Source organism: Pseudomonas syringae, assembly GCF_021606685.1.
Taxonomy (GTDB): Bacteria; Pseudomonadota; Gammaproteobacteria; order Pseudomonadales; family Pseudomonadaceae; genus Aquipseudomonas; species Aquipseudomonas syringae_R.
Genome location: NZ_WKCB01000023.1, coordinates 1 through 18,531 on the forward strand (window position 1 = coordinate 1; position 18,531 = coordinate 18,531).

Below are 18,531 nucleotides of genomic sequence, written 5' to 3' on the forward strand. Positions count from 1 at the left end.
GTCAACATCATGGGCACCGACTGCCTCGACGAAGCCATGACCGCCATTCGCAACTACGGTTTTCGCAAGGCGTTGATCGTCACCGACGCTGGCTTGGCCAAGGCCGGTGTGGCCAGCATGATCGCCGAGAAGCTGGCGATGCAGGACATCGACTCGGTGATCTACGACGGCGCAAAACCCAACCCGAATGTGGAAAACGTCGAGAAAGGCCTCGCGTTGCTGCAGCAAAGCGCCTGCGATTTCGTGGTGTCGCTGGGCGGTGGTTCGCCCCATGACTGCGCCAAGGGCATAGCCCTGTGTGCCACCAACGGCGGGCATATCGGCGACTACGAAGGCGTCGATCAATCGGCCAAGCCGCAGCTGCCGCTGGTGGCCATCAACACCACCGCCGGCACCGCCAGCGAGATGACCCGCTTCTGCATCATCACCGACGAAACCCGCCACGTAAAAATGGCCATCGTCGACCGCAACGTCACGCCGCTACTGTCGGTCAACGACCCGGCGCTGATGGTCGGCATGCCCAAGGGCCTCACCGCCGCCACCGGCATGGATGCCTTGACCCATGCGATCGAGGCCTACGTTTCCACGGCCGCCACGCCGATTACCGACGCCTGCGCGATCAAGGCCATCGAACTGATCAGCGCCAATCTGCGCCTCGCCGTGCGCGACGGCAGCGACAAGGCCGCGCGGGAAAACATGGCGTATGCGCAGTTCCTCGCCGGGATGGCGTTCAACAATGCTTCGCTGGGGTTTGTGCACGCCATGGCCCACCAGTTGGGCGGCTTGTATGACTTGCCCCACGGTGTGTGCAACGCCGTGTTGCTGCCCCACGTGCAAAGCTTCAACGCCAGCGTCAGCGCCAAACGTCTGGGCGACGTGGGCCGTGCGTTGGGCGCCGACATCAAGGGCGTCACCGAAGAGGAGGGCGCCCAGGCGGCCATTGCGGCGATCCGTGCGCTGTCCCACGACGTTGAGATCCCCGCCGGTCTGCGCGAACTGGGCGCGAAGTTGCAGGATATTCCGCTGCTGGCCACCAATGCGTTGAAGGATGCGTGTGGGCTGACCAATCCACGGCGCGCGGATCAGCGTCAGATCGAGGAGATCTTTCGCAACGCGTTCTGATCCTTCCTGCATCGGGCGACGCACAGGCATGCGCCGCCCGCCAACGCCACGCATAACAGTGACAATGGCCATGCCTGCTGGCTAACCAGCAGGCTCGCCCCGCCGCCGATTAGAGCAGCCATCAACTGATGCATAAAACCGCTCAAGGCCATGGCATAGGCGCCGTTGACTGGGGACGCATCGTTGGCCAAGGACAAACTGATCGGATAACTCATCGACTGCCCCAGCACTGCCAGGCAATACGGAAGCCACAGCAACATCGCCAGCCCGCTGGCAAATACACTGCCCAACAGCATCACCGCGCTGCCCAGCAACACCAGGGCCACGCCCCAACTCAACATCGTCAAGCGGCCCGTGCGTGCGACGAACCGGTTGACCATCAACGCCCCCGCCAGATACGCCGCGCTGATCGGCCACCCCAGCCAGCCATACTGCGCCGCGCTCCACTCGAAACGCCCCTGCAGTATCAGTGGCGCGCAGGTGTTGAACGCAATGATTACCCCATAGCCCAGCCCACCGGCCAAGGCTGCGTACAGGAAGGGCGGGTGGCGCAGAATCGTGGCGTAAATGCGCCGGGCAGGGAGCGCAGAATCGTTCTTCACCCGTGTGGGAAATATCACCCGCTGCAACACGGCCATCAAGGCAACAGCACCGATTGCCAGCGCATAAAAAATCGCTTCCCAGCCAAACACTACCTGCAACACAGACCCCGCAAACTGGCCGATACCCAGCGCGATCACGAAGGTCATGCCCAGCCACGACAGGCCCTTGGCCAACAGCGCACCGCTGAAACTGTCCCGCACCAACACCCGCGCCATCACCGAAACACCGCCCGCGCCCAAGCCCTGGAGCAGTCGCAACGCCAGGAACGATTCGATATTGAACGCCGACGGAATCGCCGCACTCGCCAACGCATAAAGCGCTAGCGCCGCCAGCAACACTGGCTTTCGACCCCAGCGTTCACCCAGGCTACCCCACAGCAACATCGGCAGCGCCATGCCCACCAGGTACACCGCCAGTGCCAGCGCCACGTGGTCTTCAGCAGCGGGCAGGGCCTGGGCGATGGCCGGGACGGCCGGCAAGTAGCTGCTGATACCGACCTGGCTGAGGAAGGCGGCGCTGCAGGCGAGGGTGAGGGTGGTGGTATTTTTCAATAAAGGTCGTCCTTCAATCTAAGTCTGAAGATATCCGTTGCGATTCAGATATGATTTGCATAGTTTTCCATCCGTGTTAATAGTTGGATCTATAATCTGTAGCTGGATAAAGGCTAGCGGGTGACTTCGTATCTATCCATTAGAGATGTCATAAGGGAGCAAAAGGTTTTTATAGTGGTGTGGTCCATGTCTGCTCGAAGTGTTACGCGTACTGCAGCTTTTCCTCTTGGCACGACAGGGAAAAATACAGCGGACGTAAAAAAGCCTTGTTGCGCAAGATGCGTGGAGATTGCATTGGCCTTTTCAGCCTCGCCGCAGTTGATCAGACGGATTGCCGTAGCAGTGCCGTATTGCTCGGTACGTATAAGATTGTCAAATAGTTTGATGTTGAATTGGAGCCTGTCTTGAAGTGAATTCAGCTCTTTCGTCTGATGTATTTTGAGCGAGGCTAATCCTGCACCAATTGCTGCTGAGTTTAGACTCTGTGACCAATTGCTAGGGCCTCCATATCGGTACATCAAGCTTTTTTGTTGTTCACTGCCAAACATTATCAAACCCCCACTGGCACCGAAGGATTTACCTAGAGAGGCCACAATCAAAGTTTGATCGTCCAGCGCCTGCAGGTACGAGCGAATAAAACCTCTCCCTCTCTCTCCGAATGCGGAGAGGGCATGCGAGTCATCCATGTAAAGAAATAGCCCATATCGTGCCTTCAGGTAGAGCAGGCCTTCAATGTCCGCAAGGCCACCCATGCTATATACACCGTCGGCAATGTATGCGACCTTTTTGCGGTTTTTACATAAGTGCTCAATGAAAGAGAGGTCATTATGGGGAGCGGTTTGTACTTCAGTTTCATCAGCGCATGAGGCTTTGACATGATTCATTGAGTAGTGCGATTGTTTGTCAAACAGCATCGTGGGCGGACAGTTATTAGTAAACGCTCCACTGGCGAGCAGGGGCAGTAACCCGGCACTGGCAGCGCTGCAAGACAATGTGCTCAAGCAGGTCGAATCAAAGTGAGCCGACAGCTCCAGCTCGTATCTTTCGAGCATTTCAAGCTTGCATCGGTTTTTTGAATTTGCGACTCGAAGCGTTTTAGCCTCCTTTATTCCAAGGATGGCGCCCTCAATTATAGCTGGATGATAATCAAGGCCAAGATAGGATGTCGTGCAGAAATGATGGAGGTCTCTCCCGTGTTGGTCTGTGAGGAAATTGTTGTCTTTGACGGTGACATTGAGTTCGCATATCCGTCCTGACTTTGCGGAGTGCCAATCCGTTTCAGCCAATTCGATCAGTTTTTTATAGTTTGAAAATTTGTTTTTGAATGATGTGTTTTCCATTTTTTAACTCGTCCTTGGGGAATGATGGAAAACAATAGCGTGAAGACTTTAATTCGATAAGTCAGACGTTTCCCATACGAAATAATCCAGATGGATTTATGTGTGTGGGTAGTTTCCTGATTTTTTCGATGTAAAATAAACGCTACGCCAATCGTTACCTTCAAGGCTTTGGCCTGGCAGTGGAGAATTCGAATAGGTCGTTCCGTATGCGATGTTTTTTCAAAGTGGAATACGATTTAGTGAGGCTGCGCGTCACTGGATTGAGTAAGGTGTCAGCGTGCAGGGCAGATGTGCCGATAGCATTCAAAAAGCTCGTCTGTAGGCTAGTCAAACTAGCGGGATGAAGGAGTATTTGATGAGAGTTCTGTTATTCGGCGCCACCGGCATGGTCGGCCAGGGCGTGCTACGCGAGTGCCTGCTGGCTGCGGATGTTCAGGAAGTGGTCGCCGTAGGCCGCACGGCCCTGACCCAGGAGCACGGCAAGCTGCACCAGGTGTTGCACAGCGACATGCTGGATTTCCAGCCTCTGGAAAACCTGCTGCAGGGCTTTGATGCGTGTTTCTTCTGCCTCGGCGTCTCGTCGGCGGGCATGAATGAAACCACGTACACCCACCTCACTTATGACCTCACCCTCGTCGCCGCCAGTACCCTGGCGCGGCTCAACCCGCAGATGACGTTTATCTATGTGTCCGGTGCTGGCACCGACAGCTCCGAGGCGGGCAAGTCGATGTGGGCGCGGGTCAAGGGCAAGACCGAGAACGCCTTGCTGCGCCTACCGTTCAAGGCGGTCTATGTGTTTCGGCCGGGGGTCATCCAGCCGTTGCATGGGGTGCGTTCGAAGACGCCGCTGTACCAGGCGTTCTATTCGGTGCTGGGGCCGCTGCTCTCGTTTGCGCGGCGGGTAAAACCGGCCTGGGTGGTGAGCACCGAAACCGTCGGTCGGGCGATGTTGCAGGCCGTAAGCCACGGTGCGCCTCAACCTGTGGTGGAGCAGGCCGAGATCAATCGCCTGGCCGCCGAACGCCGTCACTGATCAGCCTGCAGTCGCCAATGCTCGGGCCGGCGTGGCGCTGAACTGAATCAATACCACGCCGCCCATCAGCAACAACGCCCCCAGCACGCGGGGCATTGTCAGTGGGCGTTCCACCAGACCGAACAGGCCAAAGTGGTCGAGCAGCAAGGAGGCGAGTATCTGCCCGGCCATGGCCAGGGCGATAAACCCCGACGCGCCCAGCGTGGGCAACAGCATCAACGCCAAGGAAATAAAACACACCCCAAACGCGCCACCGGCCCACATCCATAGCGGCGCCTGGGTGACAAACCCCAGGCTCGGCAGCGGCAGGCGCAATGCAATTATCACCGGCAGCAGCACGATAATGCTCACCAGCAGCGACGCCAGGGTGGCCCATAACGGATGACCGAGCCCGCGCCCGAGGTTGGCATTGATCGCACTTTGAAACGGCACCACCGCGCCCGCGATCACGGCCAGCGCCAACAATCCCATCCAGTGCAACGTTGTCATCGCGAATCTCCCAGAGGTTTTGCTGGACTCTAGGCTATTCGTCGCGCAAATTTAAATTCCAAGTTCTTATGCTGAGCATGCAGCTGATGAATGATCTACGCCGCATCGACCTCAACCTGTTGGTGATTCTCGACGCTTTGCTCAGCGAGCAACACGTGACCCGTGCGGCCGAACGTTTACACCTCAGCCAGCCGGCGGTCAGCCATGCGCTGGCACGCTTGCGTGACCTGCTGAACGACCCGCTGCTGGAGCGTCGGGGCGGCACGTTGGTGCCCACCGCCCGCGCTCTGGAACTGGCGGTGCCATTGGCCGAAGCCCTGGCCCAGGTGCAAGCGCTGCTGGCGCCGAATCGGTTTGACCCGGCGTCGGCCAAACGCCGGTTTCGTGTGGCGATGTCTGACTACGGCGCGGCGATTTTCCTGCCGGGTTTGGTTCGCGTATTACGGCATGAAGCGCCGGGTATCGACCTGCAAATCATCCAGGCCAGCCGCGAAGGCATGGTCGAGGGCGTGCTCAATGGCGATCTCGACCTGGCCGCCGGGGTGTTTCCCGACATGCCCGCCGAACTGCGCACCACGCCGCTGTTCGACGAGCATTACACCTGCCTGGTAGACCGCAGCAGCCTGCCGGAAAGCGCTGTGCTGGACCTGCCCACGTACCTGTCGAGGCCCCATGTGTTGCTGGAAATGCGCGGCAGCGGCACCCCGGAGATCGAGCGAGCGTTGACGGCGATTCGCGAGCGTCGGCATGTGGCGATCAGCTTGCCGCACTGGGGCGTGGCGCCGCAGTTGATCCAGGGCACGGACCTGATTCTGACGGTGTCATCCAGGGGCTTGCTCAACATCGACCAGCAGTATTTGCTGGCCGTACCGCCACCGTTTCATATTCCCTCGTTTGCCTTCGAGCTGGCCTGGCATGCGCGGCGAGGTGGGGATTCGGGCTTGCAGTGGTTGATTGGGCGGGTGCGGGGTGTATTGTCCTGAAGTCGTCGATAAGAGGAAAACCCACATGCTTTCAGGCCTCAACCACCTGACCCTGGCGGTCACCGATTTGCCGCGCAGTATCCGCTTCTACCACGAGCTGTTGCAGCTTGAACTCGACGCCACCTGGGACAACGGTGCCTACCTTTCACTGCCTGGATTATGGGTGTGTTTGTCACTCGATCCACTGCGTGACCCGGCGCCTGCCGCCGATTACACCCACTATGCATTTACCGTCGCAGCGGCGCAGTTCAGTGGGGTGGTCGACCGCCTGCGGGCCGCCGCTGTGCGCGAGTGGCGCGACAACCGTAGCGAAGGCGCCTCGTTCTACTTTCTCGACCCCGATGGGCACAAGCTGGAAGCCCACGTCGGTGACCTGGCCTCGCGCCTGCAAGCGTGCCGCGACAAGCCCTACGCGGGAATGAAGTTTTACCGCTAACGCCAGAACGTGCAGAATCGCCGCACCGCTTAATCGTCTGTCAGAGTCGCGCCCCATGACCCCATCCTTGCTGTTCGCCGTCCTCGCATCGGGCTTTATCTACGGGATTACGCCCGGGCCTGGGGTATTGGCCGTGTTCGGCATCGGCGCCGCCCGTGGCCGGCGTGCCGGAGCGGGTTTCCTGTGCGGGCATTTGCTGGGCGATGTGGTGTGGTGCAGTACGGCGCTGATCGCGATTGTCGGCGCAAAGGAAGTCGGCAGCAGTGCCTTTGATGTGCTGGGCGTGCTCAGCGGTCTGTACCTGTTCTGGCTCGGCTGGCGAGCGATCCGCACCCAGCGCCGCAGCAGTGATGCGCCCCAGGGCGCCGCGCGGCATCCGTTCTGGCACGGCATCCTGTTCGGTCTCACCAACCCCAAGGCCTATCCGGTGGCCGTGGCGACCTTCACCGCGTTGCTGTCCAGCCGGGCCGAGTTGCTGACCTGGGCGATGCTGCCTTCGTTGATCTTGCTGAGCTTTGTCGGGGGGCTGGTTGCCTATGCGATTTTGATCGGCGTGGTTGGCGCCCAACGGGTGCGCACGGTGTATCAGCGCCATGAAATTCTCATCACCAGACTCTGCGGCGTGATGTTCATCGGCTTCGCCATTAATGCTCTGGCCCACGCGCTACCGGGCCTGTTTGGCAGCAAACCGGGCTAAGTCGAGGATGACCGTTCGTCGCACTGGCGAGTTTTTTCTAAACCTTTGCCGCGCATAAAATTCGAATTCAGGGCGGGGTGTATTCCCTGCATTTATTTTTGCCCTGGAGGAACCCATCATGAGCCGCATGGCTATCCGGTTACGCACCGCCAGTTTCGCGATGCTGCTGGGCCTCGGCGCCAGCAATGCTTTCGCCCAGTCGCCGGCTGAATTCATCGAGCAGGCCTCGGCCAAAGGCATGGCCGATATCGAAACCAGTCGCATGGCCCACGCCAAGACCTCGTCCCAGGAAATCAAGGATTACACCATTGAGGTGATCAACGAGCGCACCCTGGCCAACCAGCACTTGGCAGCCATCGCCAAGAAGCTCGACCTGCCCGTGGCGCCGCGCGAGAAGATTGTCGACAAGGCTGAAACCCTGATGCCCGAACTCAAGGACGGCGACTCGTTCGACGCCGCCTACACCGCGCAGCAGGTCAAGGAAAACGAAGACGCCATCGCCTTGTTCAAAAAGGAAGGTGCAGCGTCGGATGTGCCAGAAATAAAAGCGCTGGTGGATGAGACGCTGCCCAAGCTGGAAGAGCGTCTGCAAAAAGCCCGTGCCCTGGCGTCGACCTATGGCAAAGGCCATCAGGGCGACGGTTGATCTCGGCACTTGAACTGAAAACGGCGGTTGGAGTATTCCAACCGCCGTTTTTTTATGCCTGGTTCAGGTCCGTCTTGATCGGCGCCGCATCATCGGCAGCCGCGCCGCAACTGCTGTTCAAGCTGACAGTGCCGGTGTTGCCGATGCTGCGGTATTCCTGGCGCAGTTTCTCCAGCTCTTTGCGGTCCAGGCCATCCAGGCTCAGCACGGCATTCTGCGCGTCCTTGGACACCCGCAGCAGCTCATCGATCTTGATATGCAGGATGTCGTTGTCGCGGTTTTGCGTGTTCTGAATCAGGAACACCATCAGGAAGGTGATGATGGTGGTGGAGGTGTTGATGATCAGTTGCCAGGTGTCGTTGTAGTGGAAATACGGCCCGCTCAGGCTCCACGCCAGAATCAACGCCAACGCTGCGTAGAACGTACGGGGGCTGCCTGCCCAGCGCGACAGGGATTGCGAGACTGCGGAGAATTTCATGACCGTGTTCCTTGAATGAAAGGGGGTGATGAAAGGATGGACCGCAGTGGCGCGCTGAAATTTCTTTTTACAAATCAGTAAGTGAACAAAGTGATACGGTTTGCTGGGGTGCTCTTAAAACGCCAGTACCGCCTGGCCGCCGCCCTCCAGTGCGAGCAAATACTGCTTGGCTTCAAGCCCTCCCGCGAACCCGGTCAAGCCGCCCGACGCGCCGATTACCCGATGGCAGGGCGCGATGATCGAAATAGGATTACGCCCGTTGGCAGCCCCCACGGCCCGTACCGCTTTCGGGTTGCCTATCTGCTGGGCAATCTCGCTATAGCTGCGGGTTTCGCCAAAGGGAATGGTCAACAGCGCTTGCCAGACCTGCTTCTGGAAGTCGGTGCCGGTGAAGTCCAGTTCCAGTTCGAATTGGTTGCGCGCCCCTGCGAAGTACTCTTTCAACTGGCGCTCGGTTTCCAGCAGCATCGGGCTGTCGTTGGCTTCGATCAATTCACCCAGGCGCACTCGGTTGGCGCGTTCCGTTTCCCACAGCACGGCGCTGAGTTTGCCATCACGCGCTACCAGCGTGAGTTCGCCCACGGGGGAGGGCATGAGTGTGAATTCGTAGGGCATAGGCAGGCTCCTGGGCGGGTGGCGTTACTTCACTCTACGGCTACCCGCTTCATTGAAAACTTCGTTTCTTGCGATTGAATTCGCGTTGGTCAGTGGTCCTGTTGCAGCACCTTGAGCGCTGCCGACGCGAGGAACCCCGAGCGGCTTTTTTCCTCGGGATGGTGCAGTACGTATTCATCGATCCGGTTCAACAGATAACCCGGCAAGGTGATATTGAGCTTCTGCGCCTTGCCCAGGTACTTGGTGACATCGATATCCACCACTGCCCACGTACAGCCTGCGTACTGGGGATTGGCCGCATGCACGGTGACTTTCTGGGCGCTGGGAATCGGCGCGCCGTCTTCGGCAAGAATCTCGAAGTGCCCTTCGATGGCTTCACGGGCCATGGCCATGGCGTCGTCCAGGTCGTCACCGGCAGAGTAGCAGCCTGGAATATCCGGCACTTCCACGCCCCAGGCATGGTCCTGGTCGCCGGTTGAAATTGCGATGGGGTAGAGCATGTTCGTTGTCCTCCAGGGACGGTTAACTCAGCAGAGCCTGTTTCAGAATGCTCTTGGCGGTCTTGTCCAACAGGTCCTTTTTTGGATGGGGAATCGTTACCAGCCCCGGCTTTGTAGGGTGCTTGAAATGATGGTGGCTGCCCCTGGTGCGTACCAGGTACCAACCATCGGCAACGATGTGTCCTATCAAATATCGGCTATCCACAGCACCTCCTTGTGGTGTGTGTTGGTGGTGACTATAACCACTGAAAATAAATTATCAACACTCTACCTACCGATCTTCGATGACCGGTATTTCGGCAGGTGGTGAATGGAGTGTATGAGCGTGTGGGAATGGCGCTGCGCGGAGGTATTGCGGTTTTTTTCAGGTTATTGCCGGATGGGTAAAACCTCTTCGATCACGGCCAGAAAGGCGTCAATCAATGCACTCTGTCGTGCGGTAGGGGTCAGCACCAACAGCTGCGCACAGGCATCTGCTTCCACCAACGGTCGATAGGTCACGCCCTTGTTCATCAAGCTCTGCGTACAGGCCGGCACCAGTGCCACCCCTTGCCCGGCGGCCACCAGCGCAATGATCGAGGTGATCTGCCGCCCGGTCGGCCCGGGCTGAAGCGCTACCCCGTGGTGGCGGTAAAGCTGCTCGATGGACTGGTTGAGCCCCGAGCCGTAGTCGGACGGAAACAGAATCAACGGGTAAACACCGAGCTGAGCCACGCTGACCTGCGCCTGGCGGGCCAACGGGTTGTCGGTGGACACCGCCGCCACCAGCCGTTCCTCGCCCAACGATAGCGCCTGCACCTGGGCGCTGTGCGGCAGCAGCCGGCTCAAGCCGATATCCAGCCGCCCGTCCGCGATCTGCGCACCCAGGCTGCCCGAGGCGCACTCCACCAGGGTCAACTGCACATCGGGAAAGCGCTGCGCGAAGGCCTGGATGGCCTGGCTAAACAGGTCCGACAGGGCGATCGAACTGACGTACCCCAATGCCAGCTGGCCGGCGGTGCCCGCCGCCAATTTGCGCGCAATCACCTGCGCCAACGCCACCTGTTCCAACACGCCACGGGCATAGGGCAGGAACGAGCGGCCCTGGGCAGTGAGCGTCACTGTGCGAGTGGTACGATCGAACAGCTTGAACCCCAGCTCTGTTTCCAGCGCTGAAATCTGCCGGGTCAACGGCGGCTGGGCCAGGTGCAGGCGCAGGGCCGCGCGGCCGAAGTGCAATTCCTCGGCGACCGTCAGAAAGTAACGCAGCTTGCGTAGGTCGAGCATCCTGGTCCTTGGGTATCAATCGGTCGGAATTCGGTATTGGTTTAAGGCCTGCCAGCCATTCTATAAAGACCTTTCAAAATAAAACGAGAGGTTTCATGAAACTGCGCCTGCATTGTGCCCGCCTTGCCCTGTTCCTGTGTGGCTGTGCGGCGTTTCTCAACCTCTATGCGACCCAGAGCATCCTTCAGACCTTTGCCGCGCATTTTCATATCAGCGCCAAGGCAGCGGGTTGGAGCATCACGGTCACCACCCTGGCCGTGGCGATCACGGCGCCTTTTGTCAGCCGCCTTACCGGGCGTTTCGATCAACGTACGGTGATCGCCACCGCCGCGCTGCTGCTGGCGGTGCCGGCGCTGATGACGGCCTATGCCGACAGTTTTGCCCAAGTGCTGGTGTGGCGCTTTGTCGAGGGCATGTTGATTCCGGTGGTATTTGCCACCAGCGTGGCCTATATCGGCGATCGCTGGACGGGCGGCACCGTCACCGAGGTGACCAGCCTGTATGTCGCGGGCACCGTATTGGGCGGGTTTGCGGGGCGTTTCGTGATCGGCGTGATGACCGAATACGTGGGCTGGCGTGAAGCCTTTGAACTGCTGGCGGTGTTGAGTCTGATGGTCGGCGGGTTTATCCAGTTTCTGTTGCCCGCCAATCGGCCACGTGCGGTGCCGGGTAAAGCGCCTTCATCGGGCATCTTTCGCACACCGTTGTTGGCGGCATACGGCGTAGGTTTTTGCGTGCTGTTTTCCCAAGTCGCGGCGTTTACCTACGCGGGTTTGTACCTCAGCCTACCGCCTTTCAACCTCGGGCCTGCCGCCTTGGGCACGCTGTACACGGTGTTCCTGTTGGCGCTGATCGTGATTCCCATCGCTGGCCGGCTCAGCAAAGCTCGGCCCCACGCCGAGTTGCTGAGTGTCGCCGCTGTGCTCGGCGTGAGCGGCTCGGCGCTGACCCTGGTGCCGTCCTTGTGGTGCATTGTGGCGGGCCTGGCGCTGAGTTCTACCGGGGTGTTCCTCGCCCAGGCCGCCGCCAATGCCTTCACGACCGCCACTGCTGGTGACAACAAGGCGGGCGCCGTGGGCGTTTACCTGACCTGTTATTACCTGGGCGGCAGTTGCGGGGCCATCGTCCCGGCGCTGATCTGGGAGCGCTGGGGCTGGGCCGGGTGTGTGGCGCTGATTGTCGGTTTCCAACTGCTGACCCTGCTGATTGCCTTGACCGGCTGGAAGGCCCCTGAACCCAAGCTGATTCCTACGCCATGAACGACACCGTCGCTGTGCCTGCCTCCGAAACTACTACGCGCCGTCGCGCCCTGTTCGCCGGGTGCAGCGCGCATGCCGTGCACGATGGGCTCACGGATGTGATCTACGTGTTGCTGCCTATCTGGCAGGCCCAGTTCGCCTTGTCCTACGCCCAGATCGGCCTTTTACGCGGTGCCTATTCCGGGATGATGGCCGTGTTCCAACTCCTGGCCAGTCGCGCCGCCAAATATTGGGGGCGCCAGCCAATGCTGGTGGGTGGCACCGCGCTGGCCGGTATTGCCTACCTGTTGGTGGGGCAGGCAACCGGGCTGAGCCTGTTGCTGCTGGCGTTGGTGTTCGGTGGCCTGGGCGCCAGTACCCAGCACCCGCTGGCCTCCTCAATGATTACCGATGCCTATGAAGACGGTGGTGGCGTAAAGCAGGCGCTGTCCCAATACAACTTCTCCGGCGACATGGGTAAAACCCTGATTCCGGGGCTGGTCGGGTTGTTGCTCACCGTGATCAGTTGGCGGGCCAGCGCTACGCTGTTGGGGCTGCTCGGTCTGGCGGCGGCGGGGCTGTTGTGGTGGCTTATTCCTGCTCAGTCATGCGAGTCCGCCGTCATTAAAAAAGCCAAACCTCTCAGCGGGAGCGGCTCTGCCACGGGCCTGCGCGCGCTGATCGTCACTGGCACGCTCGACAGCGCCGTGCGTATGGGCTTTCTCACCTTCCTGCCCTTCCTGCTGCAAGCCAAAGGGGCCGGTACGGCCGGCATCGGCCTGGCCTTGACCCTGTTGTTTGTTGGCGGCGCGTTCGGCAAATTGCTCTGCGGGTATCTGGGCGCGCACATCGGCATGATGAAGACGGTGTGGATCACCGAAACCAGCACGGCAGTGCTGATCGTCGCCGCCGTGTACTTACCGCTGACCGGGTTGATGGTGATGTTGCCGATGCTGGGGTTGGTGCTGAACGGCACGTCTTCGGTGCTCTACGGCGCGGTGCCGGACCTGGCCGGTGCGGGTAAGCGGGATCAGGCATTTGCGCTGTTCTACACCGGCACGATTGGCGGCGGTGCAGTCGCGCCTGTGGTGTTTGGCGGGGTAGGGGATGCGCTGGGCGTGCCGATGGCGGTGATGGTGCTGGCGGGGATGTTGTTGCTGACGTTGCCGTTGGCATGGGCGGTGGAGCGGGGGATGAGGTTTAACCCCTGGCCAGTCAACAAATAATCGAGCGGCGGCTGCTGCTCGAGGCGGCACAGGACCGCGTGGACCAGCCGCCGCTACAAAGGAACAGGGAAGTCGAAGAAATACGCAGCACCTTAAAGCGGCGACGTCAGTGAAAACGGAATACGCAACGCACCGATCGGCCCTTCACGCACACCACACATTTCATCGTGGACGCAGTGCTGCACCAGCACACAGGGAAACGGTGGCACCCGCTGCAACAGGTCGCGCAAATGGGTGGTGGAACCAATGCGCAATGGCTTGCCATCATCATTCATCAGGGTTGTTTGCGAGTGACCAAGGCTGATGCGCGCGAGGTAGAAACCGCCCTCCAGAGAGAGCAATTCCAGCTCGTGTATTTCGCCCTTCATGGCCAGTTCGGTCAGCCTTTGCAGGTTCATGTTCACCCTCACTTCAGCTCGTTCATTGGCGACGAAAGAACAACGTGACCTGGCCCCACTCAACGCCGAATTTAGACATGCTCGAACGGTTGATCAGCGTGTCGTCATCCATCAGGAACATCCAGTCGTCAAAGCTGACTTCGTACACAGAGTCATCCACCGGGAGGTTGAGTCGGTAGCGCCAACGCAGTGCATTGCCCGCCACTTCGCCGATGGCCTCGCCCACCACATCCCCGGCGCGCCCACGCCAGCGTCCAGGACCGTCCGGCGTAAGCGTCCAGACCCGTTGCTGGCGGGTGCCATCGCTGTACAGGAACCGTTCGTCGAGGATCAGCGCGTTGCCTTCTTCTCGACTGGAAATAGCCACCTCAAAGCGCTTGGCCACTTCCCCCGAACGCTTCTGGAAGATGCCCCAGGCCTTGACGGGCTTGCTGAAGAAACGCTTGAGGTCCAACTGCGGCTGCTGGTCGGCATAGTGCTCGACCCCGACGTTGCCGCAACTGCTCAAACTCAACACCAGCAACAATGAAACCCATAGACGCGTCATGGCCTGGCTCCTCTATCGTGCGCGGCGCAGTACCCTCGCTTTGGGTTGATACTTGTACAAAATTATTGGTTTGTACAGGTTTGCGCGAAAAGAATGCCGCATCCCTCACATCCCGCCCATAAAAAAACCGGCCAAGAGGGCCGGTTTTTTATGCATCTTGCGTCCAAAACATTCTGACGCAAGACCTGATCTGAGTGGAGCGGGTAGAGGGGGTCGAATGGGCCACGTGGTGCACGGGTTTCATGGCTTTTTTCGGTTCGCTATACAAGCCGCTATACAAGAATTACCAGGTCGGCTGACCCCGCGCCGTCTGTCATGACGTTACGCGCCTGGGATGGATGAGTTATTTTAAGTGTAACCAGCTTGCCTATACTTTTATCTATGAAAACGGCCTTCTTCGAAACCACAAGCTTCACCGCCACTGTCGGTGACTACCTGAAGCTGACGATGAGTATCGGCAGCTTCAGGCCGAAATGCAGGCGAACCCTGAAGCAGGTGATGTGATGCCACGTACCGGAGGCTTCAGAAAGCTCCGCTGGCAGACGCTCGCCGTGGCAAGGGAAAGCGTGGTGGGCTGCTTGGCTAGGCAAGACCTTACGTGAGCTGATCCAGCAAATGAGTGCCGAAGGGCTTTTCCTGTGGCAAGCCTTCAACCGTGAGTCGCCTATCAGTGATGTGAGAGGTGACGTGCAAACGGAGATCCTCGCAGCAGCGGTTTTCCAGGCTCAAGGTGCGAAGGTTACGGCGTTGGAGCTATTGCCGAAATGGCAGCGCAACGCTGAACCCTCGAATCTGGATGCGGAAGAGGACGAAACACAACTGCGTAAATACTTGGCGATGCAGACAGTTTGAAACTTCGAGTTTCAGATTTCTTTGAAATACAGAAGTGTCCTACAACTTCGCTTTGGGTCGCTGTAATAGCCTGCTCAGCCGATTGGTTTATTACAAGGAAAGGCTCCCATGGCGAACACTGGATATATGTCGATCACTGGTAAGATTCAAGGATTGATTTCGGTAGGATGTTCAGGTCAGAGCTCGATAGGTAATAAATGCCAGCCAGGGCATCTCGATGAGATCATGGTACTTTCCTACAGCCATAACATGGCAAATCTCGGGAATGTCGATAAGCCGACGCATCGGCCAATTGTCCTAACAAAAAATGTCGATAAGTCTTCACCGTTGCTGGCGCAAGCCCTTTCAAGTCGAGAGGAAATTCAATGCACGATTAATTTTTATCGTGTGTCTTCTTTCGGGCAACAGGAGAAGTTCTATTCTATATCAATTGAGGGCGGCGTCATTTCGGACCTGACTCTGGATATGCCGCATGTCATTTTACAAAATGACGCTGAACCCCAGGAGCATGTTGCTATTCGTTATCGGAGCATCACTTGGGTCCACCACCTTGCTGGAACGACCGGGTACAGTTCTTGGGGTGGTGACGAGTGATGCCGTTCAGAGATAAGAATGGCGGGGACGACCCAAGCAGCTGCGACTTTTGGCAAGTCAGCCGCGCTGGAAGCATCCTTGCTAACCAAGCTTGTACCTTGAGCGCCCGCCATATCCAAGATGGTGTGTTACGTCTGCAATTCAATCGTGAAGTGGCGTACTACGCGAGAAGTATCGTCCACGATGTGGAGCAGGGTAGAAAATCACCGGAGCAGGGTCTTCGCGACTTGGAGGACGAGCAAAAAAGCCTGCTTGAGCAGTCGATAGAGATTGCTAAAAAGGGTGTGGGGGTGGTTGCCGGTGTATTGCAGTTCGCGACGGGGGCCGGAATTTGCTATGCCTCTGTCGGCACGCTATGTCTAGTAGCAGGTGCACCATTGATGGCGCACGGTGCCAATAACACTTATGAAGGTGCACGCAATCTTTGGGAGGACCGCACGGATACCCAAGGGCCTGTGCGCAAGGGTTATCACGAAATTTCCAAAGCGATGGGCGGCGACGAAATTGATGGAAATATGGCGTATGGCGGCGCAGATTTGTTGATGTCCGCCTATGGCGTAGGTCGGTTGGTATTAAAGCCTGATTCTTGGCGATTGTTTCGTTACATTCGTAGCGATTATCAGCGTGGGTATGTCGAGGCTGGGGCAGTTACCTTGGGTATTGATGCGATTGCTGATTTAGCCACGGTCGATGCCTTATATAAAGAGTCCAAGAATAATGGACGCTGACCAGTTTTTTTTAACCGTAATTTATTTTGTGATGTCTCTTTCGGTATTTTTAGTCTGTCGCTTGATAAGTAGAAAGCTTTCGGGTGACAACTTTAGCGACAAGTGGTTCTGGGTGTGCTTGGTAGGTGTTCTGCTTTGGGGGGAGGCTCAGTTTAGTGTCGCCCGTTACGGCTCAATTTTGCTTTTTTCCTCCCCCTTGGAGTTTCTGGTGAATAACGATTGGGTTCGATGGGTCGCTTTCATCAGTGCGCTGCTTCAAGCGACATGTATTCCCAAAAAAACACTTCGGAAAAATTAACGCTCGGTAAGTTTGAGTTGTCAAAAAATAACCGCTGTCTGACAGACTGAGCCGACAGACTCGATTGAAAACCGGTGGTACGTTCGCACTTTTCCATCTGGGAGAAATAACGTGCAACTGATCATCACGCGTTCATTCATCTGCATGGGTCTACAGTTGTCGCTCGCCACCGTTGTCTTTGGGTCGACGCCATCAGCATTAAGCTTCAATGCGGCCCGTGCTTATTCTAGGGCGCATTTGGCGCTGACATCAGGATAGGTCCCCAATCCATGCCAGCCCCATTTCCCATTGGGCTTCTTATATCGCGGCACCCAGCGCTCACGACCAGCACTGGTCACAAGGAAGTAGAGGCGGTCAGCCCCGTAGTTTTGGTAGTAGTCCTTCGCCTCAGGCGCGAATGCAGCCAACACCGTGTCGGCCAGGGGCAGGCGCTTGATATCAGTAGGTTTCATGGAGTTTGTATAGCGTGGTTCGATCTAACTCCACTGTACAAACCGCTATACAAAAAATTCCAGACTGAGAAGACAAACGGCGGAGTGCGAGGGAACGTGTGGAGTCGCTGAAAGCCCCGTATTAGCTGGGCTGGTCGCTGATGTGAACGCGTGGGGGATGATGCGGAAAAACGAGGGAAAAGCAGAAGTGGAGCGGGTAGAGGGAATCGAACCCTCAACTAAAGCTTGGGAAGCTTTCGTTTTGCCACTAAACTATACCCGCTCAGAGCGGCTGACTTTGTACCAGATGTTCGCCCGGATTTGAAGTTTTTCTTCGAAAAATGTGTGGGTTGCGTTCATCAAGCCAACCGATGAACAGGCGCAATGCAGGCGCAAGCTTATGTGAGAGCGGGCTTGCCTGCGATAGCCCCACCTGAGTGTGACTGCCACACCGCGGCGTCTGCATCGCAGGCAGGCCCGACTCCCACATAAGCGCTTACCTCAAATCGCAAACGCATGCTGTGCCTGACCCTGGTGATAACGCAATCGGCTGACCTGCTGCTGCGGTTTCAGAAAACCCACCACCGCGTCCCGGCTGTCCTTGCACGCCGCCTTGTGTTCCATATCCAGAAAATGCCCGGTCGCCTGGATGGTGCTGAAGCTGCTTTTCGCCACATATTGAGCGAACTGCCGGGCATCCTGGGCGCTGGTGTATTCGTCCCATTCGCCGTTCACAAACAGCACGGGCACGTCGATTTTTCGCGCCGCCTGGAGGTAGCACAGCCGGTCGCTGTGCAGCACTTGGCTGATGTGAAAGTGCATCTGCCCGTATTCGTGCTCGGCCAGGCTGCTGACGTGCTTGTAGTTGAAACGCTTGAACAGCGATGGCAGATGCTTGCCGATGGTGTTGTTGACCAGGTGGCCGACGCGGTCGCGGTCGAGGTTGCCGAGGTAGTCGACGCCGCGTTCGAGGTAATCGCGCATGGGCGCGTTGATCACTGGGGAGAACGAGCTGATCACCGCTTTTTCCACGCGGCGCGGGCGGTGGGCGAGAGCGACCAGGGTGGCGGCGCCACCCCAGGAGAACGACAGCACGTGTTCGGCGGCGAAATGGTCGATCAATTCCAGGAGGATCTGGCCTTCGACTTCCTTCGTCAGCATGTGCTCATGGCGGTTATGGATTTTGGAGCGACCGGCGTAGGGCTGGTCGTACAAAACCACATTGAATTGCGGGTGCAGGCTTTTCACGGTTTGGGCGAAAGAGGCCGTAGTGGCCATGGAGCCATTGACCAGGATGATGGTCTTTGCCGCAGCATCCGCGCGATAGAACTCCGTGTAAACCCGATACTGACCCTGTATATCCAACACAGCGATTTCTGGCCTCATGTCGTAAGACTCCTGGCAAGCGGGTAGGGCGCGCAGATCACTCTGCACGAGCTTTGTGACAGGTAGGCATACGC

General features: G+C 58.1%; 24 protein-coding genes, 1 tRNA gene and 1 pseudogene. 13 read left to right on the top strand and 13 right to left on the bottom strand.

Annotation, left to right across the window (positions count from 1 at the left end):
• A partial coding sequence (gene yiaY, locus GIW02_RS11430; RefSeq protein WP_236421868.1) for an L-threonine dehydrogenase occupies window positions 1-1,122 on the top strand: 1,122 nt, incomplete at its 5' end.
• On the opposite strand, the gene GIW02_RS11435 is transcribed toward yiaY, so the two are convergent.
• Window positions 1,089-2,276, bottom strand: a complete 1,188-nt coding sequence (locus GIW02_RS11435; protein WP_236418667.1) for an MFS transporter — start codon at window positions 2,274-2,276, stop codon at window positions 1,089-1,091. The two genes, yiaY and GIW02_RS11435, sit on opposite strands and share 34 nt — an antisense overlap.
• A gap of 113 nt (window positions 2,277-2,389) precedes the next feature.
• Complete coding sequence (locus GIW02_RS11440) at window positions 2,390-3,616, bottom strand: aminotransferase class I/II-fold pyridoxal phosphate-dependent enzyme (protein WP_236418666.1); 1,227 nt, start codon at window positions 3,614-3,616, stop codon at window positions 2,390-2,392.
• A 355-nt stretch (window positions 3,617-3,971) separates the two neighbouring features.
• On the opposite strand from GIW02_RS11440, the gene GIW02_RS11445 reads away from it, so the two are divergent.
• Window positions 3,972-4,649 (top strand): NAD(P)H-binding protein, encoded by a 678-nt coding sequence (locus GIW02_RS11445; protein WP_236421869.1) that lies wholly within the window; start codon window positions 3,972-3,974, stop codon window positions 4,647-4,649.
• Here GIW02_RS11445 and GIW02_RS11450 read toward each other — a convergent pair whose 3' ends face one another.
• Window positions 4,650-5,138, bottom strand: a complete 489-nt coding sequence (locus GIW02_RS11450) for a DMT family transporter (RefSeq protein ID WP_236418663.1) — start codon at window positions 5,136-5,138, stop codon at window positions 4,650-4,652.
• A gap of 77 nt (window positions 5,139-5,215) precedes the next feature.
• On the opposite strand from GIW02_RS11450, the gene GIW02_RS11455 reads away from it, so the two are divergent.
• The 4 genes from GIW02_RS11455 (at window position 5,216) to GIW02_RS11470 (ending at window position 7,900) form a co-directional block, all read left to right on the top strand.
• On the top strand, window positions 5,216-6,121 hold the full coding sequence (locus GIW02_RS11455; protein ID WP_456361667.1) for a LysR family transcriptional regulator: 906 nt from the start codon (window positions 5,216-5,218) through the stop codon (window positions 6,119-6,121).
• A 25-nt stretch (window positions 6,122-6,146) separates the two neighbouring features.
• Window positions 6,147-6,557, top strand: coding sequence for a fosfomycin resistance glutathione transferase (fos, locus tag GIW02_RS11460; RefSeq protein ID WP_236418661.1), 411 nt, complete (start codon window positions 6,147-6,149; stop codon window positions 6,555-6,557).
• A 55-nt stretch (window positions 6,558-6,612) separates the two neighbouring features.
• Complete coding sequence (locus GIW02_RS11465) at window positions 6,613-7,254, top strand: LysE family translocator (RefSeq protein ID WP_236418660.1); 642 nt, start codon at window positions 6,613-6,615, stop codon at window positions 7,252-7,254.
• Window positions 7,255-7,372: 118 nt separating this feature from the next.
• Window positions 7,373-7,900: a DUF4142 domain-containing protein gene (locus tag GIW02_RS11470; RefSeq protein ID WP_005785958.1), complete on the top strand. Its 528-nt coding sequence runs from the start codon at window positions 7,373-7,375 to the stop codon at window positions 7,898-7,900.
• A 52-nt stretch (window positions 7,901-7,952) separates the two neighbouring features.
• On the opposite strand, the gene GIW02_RS11475 is transcribed toward GIW02_RS11470, so the two are convergent.
• The 5 genes from GIW02_RS11475 to GIW02_RS11495 all read right to left on the bottom strand — a co-directional run bounded on the left by GIW02_RS11475 (window position 7,953) and on the right by GIW02_RS11495 (window position 10,759).
• Entirely contained in the window at window positions 7,953-8,378 is a 426-nt protein-coding gene (locus tag GIW02_RS11475; RefSeq protein WP_236412321.1) for a low affinity iron permease family protein, read from the bottom strand.
• Between the two features lie 114 nt (window positions 8,379-8,492).
• Entirely contained in the window at window positions 8,493-8,993 is a 501-nt protein-coding gene (locus GIW02_RS11480) for a methylated-DNA--[protein]-cysteine S-methyltransferase (RefSeq protein WP_236412323.1), read from the bottom strand.
• Between the two features lie 89 nt (window positions 8,994-9,082).
• Window positions 9,083-9,493: a type II toxin-antitoxin system HicB family antitoxin gene (locus GIW02_RS11485; protein ID WP_236412325.1), complete on the bottom strand. Its 411-nt coding sequence runs from the start codon at window positions 9,491-9,493 to the stop codon at window positions 9,083-9,085.
• 22 nt (window positions 9,494-9,515) lie between these two features.
• On the bottom strand, window positions 9,516-9,698 hold the full coding sequence (locus tag GIW02_RS11490) for a type II toxin-antitoxin system HicA family toxin (protein ID WP_017736377.1): 183 nt from the start codon (window positions 9,696-9,698) through the stop codon (window positions 9,516-9,518).
• Between the two features lie 164 nt (window positions 9,699-9,862).
• On the bottom strand, window positions 9,863-10,759 hold the full coding sequence (locus GIW02_RS11495; protein WP_236421870.1) for a LysR family transcriptional regulator: 897 nt from the start codon (window positions 10,757-10,759) through the stop codon (window positions 9,863-9,865).
• A gap of 95 nt (window positions 10,760-10,854) precedes the next feature.
• On the opposite strand from GIW02_RS11495, the gene GIW02_RS11500 reads away from it, so the two are divergent.
• Together GIW02_RS11500 and GIW02_RS11505 are read left to right on the top strand one after the other, a co-directional pair.
• Window positions 10,855-12,018 (top strand): MFS transporter, encoded by a 1,164-nt coding sequence (locus GIW02_RS11500; RefSeq protein WP_236412329.1) that lies wholly within the window; start codon window positions 10,855-10,857, stop codon window positions 12,016-12,018.
• Complete coding sequence (locus tag GIW02_RS11505; RefSeq protein WP_236412331.1) at window positions 12,015-13,223, top strand: MFS transporter; 1,209 nt, start codon at window positions 12,015-12,017, stop codon at window positions 13,221-13,223. The genes GIW02_RS11500 and GIW02_RS11505 overlap by 4 nt, the downstream gene beginning before the upstream one ends.
• Before the next feature lie 92 nt (window positions 13,224-13,315).
• On the opposite strand, the gene GIW02_RS11510 is transcribed toward GIW02_RS11505, so the two are convergent.
• On the bottom strand, window positions 13,316-13,621 hold the full coding sequence (locus tag GIW02_RS11510; RefSeq protein ID WP_236412333.1) for a DUF6482 family protein: 306 nt from the start codon (window positions 13,619-13,621) through the stop codon (window positions 13,316-13,318).
• 22 nt (window positions 13,622-13,643) lie between these two features.
• Window positions 13,644-14,168: a DUF3833 domain-containing protein gene (locus GIW02_RS11515; RefSeq protein WP_236412335.1), complete on the bottom strand. Its 525-nt coding sequence runs from the start codon at window positions 14,166-14,168 to the stop codon at window positions 13,644-13,646.
• Between the two features lie 381 nt (window positions 14,169-14,549).
• Between GIW02_RS11515 and GIW02_RS11520 the strand changes: the two are divergent.
• From GIW02_RS11520 to GIW02_RS11540, 5 genes and pseudogenes are all read left to right on the top strand, one after another.
• Window positions 14,550-14,745 (top strand): annotated as a pseudogene (locus GIW02_RS11520) (toxin); the annotation flags it as partial.
• A gap of 38 nt (window positions 14,746-14,783) precedes the next feature.
• Window positions 14,784-15,020 carry a DUF4035 domain-containing protein gene (locus GIW02_RS11525; RefSeq protein WP_236412337.1) on the top strand — a complete coding sequence of 79 codons (237 nt, stop codon included), beginning with the start codon at window positions 14,784-14,786 and terminating at the stop codon, window positions 15,018-15,020.
• A 108-nt stretch (window positions 15,021-15,128) separates the two neighbouring features.
• Window positions 15,129-15,614, top strand: coding sequence for an Hcp family type VI secretion system effector (locus GIW02_RS11530; protein ID WP_236412339.1), 486 nt, complete (start codon window positions 15,129-15,131; stop codon window positions 15,612-15,614).
• Window positions 15,614-16,342: a DUF4225 domain-containing protein gene (locus GIW02_RS11535; RefSeq protein ID WP_236412341.1), complete on the top strand. Its 729-nt coding sequence runs from the start codon at window positions 15,614-15,616 to the stop codon at window positions 16,340-16,342. Before GIW02_RS11530 ends, GIW02_RS11535 begins: the two co-directional genes overlap by 1 nt.
• Window positions 16,332-16,640: a hypothetical protein gene (locus tag GIW02_RS11540; RefSeq protein ID WP_236421871.1), complete on the top strand. Its 309-nt coding sequence runs from the start codon at window positions 16,332-16,334 to the stop codon at window positions 16,638-16,640. Before GIW02_RS11535 ends, GIW02_RS11540 begins: the two co-directional genes overlap by 11 nt.
• Before the next feature lie 221 nt (window positions 16,641-16,861).
• On the opposite strand, the gene GIW02_RS11545 is transcribed toward GIW02_RS11540, so the two are convergent.
• The 3 genes from GIW02_RS11545 to GIW02_RS11555 form a co-directional block, all read right to left on the bottom strand.
• On the bottom strand, window positions 16,862-17,092 hold the full coding sequence (locus GIW02_RS11545; protein ID WP_236412351.1) for an Arm DNA-binding domain-containing protein: 231 nt from the start codon (window positions 17,090-17,092) through the stop codon (window positions 16,862-16,864).
• Window positions 17,093-17,280: 188 nt separating this feature from the next.
• A tRNA-Gly gene (locus GIW02_RS11550) sits at window positions 17,281-17,354 on the bottom strand.
• A gap of 218 nt (window positions 17,355-17,572) precedes the next feature.
• A complete protein-coding gene (locus tag GIW02_RS11555) occupies window positions 17,573-18,457 on the bottom strand; it encodes an alpha/beta fold hydrolase (RefSeq protein WP_236412353.1) in 885 nt (294 codons plus the stop codon).
• Window positions 18,458-18,531: the final 74 nt, after the last annotated feature.

What these genes read in the sequence shown, in the direction of transcription:
- GIW02_RS11440 (WP_236418666.1), bottom strand. Translation starts at nt 3,616, where the DNA reads ATGGAAAACACATCATTCAAAAACAAATTTTCAAACTATAAAAAACTG.
- GIW02_RS11445 (WP_236421869.1), top strand. Translation starts at nt 3,972, where the DNA reads ATGAGAGTTCTGTTATTCGGCGCCACCGGCATGGTCGGCCAGGGCGTG.
- GIW02_RS11450 (WP_236418663.1), bottom strand. Translation starts at nt 5,138, where the DNA reads ATGACAACGTTGCACTGGATGGGATTGTTGGCGCTGGCCGTGATCGCG.
- GIW02_RS11455 (WP_456361667.1), top strand. Translation starts at nt 5,216, where the DNA reads ATGCAGCTGATGAATGATCTACGCCGCATCGACCTCAACCTGTTGGTG.
- fos (WP_236418661.1), top strand. Translation starts at nt 6,147, where the DNA reads ATGCTTTCAGGCCTCAACCACCTGACCCTGGCGGTCACCGATTTGCCG.
- GIW02_RS11465 (WP_236418660.1), top strand. Translation starts at nt 6,613, where the DNA reads ATGACCCCATCCTTGCTGTTCGCCGTCCTCGCATCGGGCTTTATCTAC.
- GIW02_RS11470 (WP_005785958.1), top strand. Translation starts at nt 7,373, where the DNA reads ATGAGCCGCATGGCTATCCGGTTACGCACCGCCAGTTTCGCGATGCTG.
- GIW02_RS11475 (WP_236412321.1), bottom strand. Translation starts at nt 8,378, where the DNA reads ATGAAATTCTCCGCAGTCTCGCAATCCCTGTCGCGCTGGGCAGGCAGC.
- GIW02_RS11480 (WP_236412323.1), bottom strand. Translation starts at nt 8,993, where the DNA reads ATGCCCTACGAATTCACACTCATGCCCTCCCCCGTGGGCGAACTCACG.
- GIW02_RS11485 (WP_236412325.1), bottom strand. Translation starts at nt 9,493, where the DNA reads ATGCTCTACCCCATCGCAATTTCAACCGGCGACCAGGACCATGCCTGG.
- GIW02_RS11495 (WP_236421870.1), bottom strand. Translation starts at nt 10,759, where the DNA reads ATGCTCGACCTACGCAAGCTGCGTTACTTTCTGACGGTCGCCGAGGAA.
- GIW02_RS11500 (WP_236412329.1), top strand. Translation starts at nt 10,855, where the DNA reads ATGAAACTGCGCCTGCATTGTGCCCGCCTTGCCCTGTTCCTGTGTGGC.
- GIW02_RS11505 (WP_236412331.1), top strand. Translation starts at nt 12,015, where the DNA reads ATGAACGACACCGTCGCTGTGCCTGCCTCCGAAACTACTACGCGCCGT.
- GIW02_RS11510 (WP_236412333.1), bottom strand. Translation starts at nt 13,621, where the DNA reads ATGAACCTGCAAAGGCTGACCGAACTGGCCATGAAGGGCGAAATACAC.
- GIW02_RS11515 (WP_236412335.1), bottom strand. Translation starts at nt 14,168, where the DNA reads ATGACGCGTCTATGGGTTTCATTGTTGCTGGTGTTGAGTTTGAGCAGT.
- GIW02_RS11525 (WP_236412337.1), top strand. Translation starts at nt 14,784, where the DNA reads ATGAGTGCCGAAGGGCTTTTCCTGTGGCAAGCCTTCAACCGTGAGTCG.
- GIW02_RS11530 (WP_236412339.1), top strand. Translation starts at nt 15,129, where the DNA reads ATGGCGAACACTGGATATATGTCGATCACTGGTAAGATTCAAGGATTG.
- GIW02_RS11535 (WP_236412341.1), top strand. Translation starts at nt 15,614, where the DNA reads ATGCCGTTCAGAGATAAGAATGGCGGGGACGACCCAAGCAGCTGCGAC.
- GIW02_RS11540 (WP_236421871.1), top strand. Translation starts at nt 16,332, where the DNA reads ATGGACGCTGACCAGTTTTTTTTAACCGTAATTTATTTTGTGATGTCT.
- GIW02_RS11545 (WP_236412351.1), bottom strand. Translation starts at nt 17,092, where the DNA reads ATGAAACCTACTGATATCAAGCGCCTGCCCCTGGCCGACACGGTGTTG.
- GIW02_RS11555 (WP_236412353.1), bottom strand. Translation starts at nt 18,457, where the DNA reads ATGAGGCCAGAAATCGCTGTGTTGGATATACAGGGTCAGTATCGGGTT.